The sequence below is a fragment of the uncultured Croceicoccus sp. genome, assembly GCF_947496385.1.
Classification (GTDB): Bacteria; Pseudomonadota; Alphaproteobacteria; order Sphingomonadales; family Sphingomonadaceae; genus Croceicoccus.
On the sequence record NZ_CANMCP010000039.1, the window covers coordinates 1 to 1,763 of the forward strand.

Consider the following 1,763-nt stretch of genomic DNA (forward strand, 5'->3'; position numbering starts at 1 on the left):
AGGCTGGCCGCTGGTCAGGTCTACGATGCCTGCGAGGCCGACGCACTCATCGAGGCTATACCCGAAGGCGCGACCCTACTGGGCGACAAGGGATATGACAGCAACGCCATTCGCGAGGCAGCAGCAGCAGCAGCAAGGAACGTGTGGGCCAACATTCCCAACCGATCCAACCGCAAACAGCGCTTTGGCTTCTCGCCATGGCTCTATCGCCAGCGCAACCTCGCCGAAAGCTTCTTCAACCGGATCAAGCAGCTCAAAGCATCGCGACACGATGCGACAAGGATCCCGCCAATTATCTCGCCGCCATCAAACTGGTCTGCACCCGCCTCTGCCTCGCCGCGTAATGAATCTACGCGTCAATCAGCCTTTGCGCATCATGTCCATCGGACGGCCTCAATGGACCCATGGCTCATGATCAACGCGCCTTGGTATTACCAGGTTTCATAGAGCGACTCGAAGACTCATCGAGTCTTTCCAATTTGATTTATTTTGGGTCAACTGAAAGATCGTACTGGGACCTTTTGACAAGATATTCAATTGTTTGAAACGAAAAGCGCACTTGAAAGTTTAGGGATACGAGGCTTTTGTGCCGGTTAGTAATATAAAAGTAGCGAAGGAAAAATGTTCGTTATCGAAAATGATTTAAATTTCGAAATGGCAACGAATATTTTTAGCGTCCATATGATCGATGGTTGTTATTTATTTTTAACGGAATAAATACTGAATCCGGGTCAATAAATTTGGGTGATTATTCGCCGGGGTTGTTTGTCTGAATTCCTTGCATCCTCAATTTTTGTTGAAGAAAGAATATAGTAATTTTTATAATTTCCTGTTTTTCTAAGGAAGATTAATAATGAAATACGCATGGGCCGCCTTTTTCGTAGTATTGGCAACGCCGGCAGTGGCGCAAACTAATACTATTTATGATATTCAGCAAGACACTAATACAGTCAACACCGATACATATACGCAAACGAATGATACGGTTACCAATAACGTTGCTGGTGACGCCGTAACCACCACTAATAATGGTACATACAGTTCCGATGGATCGAGTATGGGGAACGGCGGATCAAACAGCGTTTCCGTTGGCGGAGAGGGAAGTACGAATAGCAGTCAGTCGGTGACGGTTGGGGGAGATACATTCCGCCGCAACACTCCCCCTGCAATTGCGCCAACCATGATTTCGTCCTGTGGCGCTGGCTTGTCGGGCGGCGCATCCGGTCCGTCGTTTGGTGCGGCGCTGGGAATTCCGTTCGGGCTAAAAACCTGTCAGCGTATTCTGCTTGCCACGCAAATGGCGGCTCTTGATAAAACTGCATCTGCTTGTGAGGTCATGAGGCAAGATCGTCGGATACGCAAAGCGATGGAAGCTGCAGGCGAAACCTGTGCTGTAGCTCTCGCTCCCGCTCCGCCGTCCTACTCTGCTCCTATGACTGACCGTAACGGACTTGTCACCGAACGCGACGCTCCGGTGACCGAGCGTGATACTTTTCGTATCGAGGATGTCCGTTCCTATCCGCCGGCAGATGGCCCGATTCACGGTGAGCGGGGCTGACCAAACCGATCAAATTGTAGGTAGGGGTAAAGATCTGGTGTTTTTGCGACAGCGATTGGATGAGAATAGCCTAAGCGTGAGACTTGTCCAGAGCCAGTGAGGTGCCCTCTACTTTCCCCGGCTGTGATTAGGCGGTAAACTCATAAAACGGCTTGTGATCTGCGGGGCCGCATGATTCAGGTTCTTCATTGTGATGGAGGGCTTG

The 1,763-nt window shown here is 50.1% G+C and carries 1 protein-coding gene and 1 pseudogene; both read left to right on the forward strand.

What is annotated here, in order from left to right; genetic code table 11:
• Positions 1-344: pseudogene (locus Q0897_RS15980) on the forward strand (transposase); the annotation flags it as partial.
• A 509-nt stretch (positions 345-853) separates the two neighbouring features.
• Positions 854-1,558, forward strand: a complete 705-nt coding sequence (locus tag Q0897_RS15985; RefSeq protein WP_299310414.1) for a hypothetical protein — start codon at positions 854-856, stop codon at positions 1,556-1,558.
• Positions 1,559-1,763: the final 205 nt, after the last annotated feature.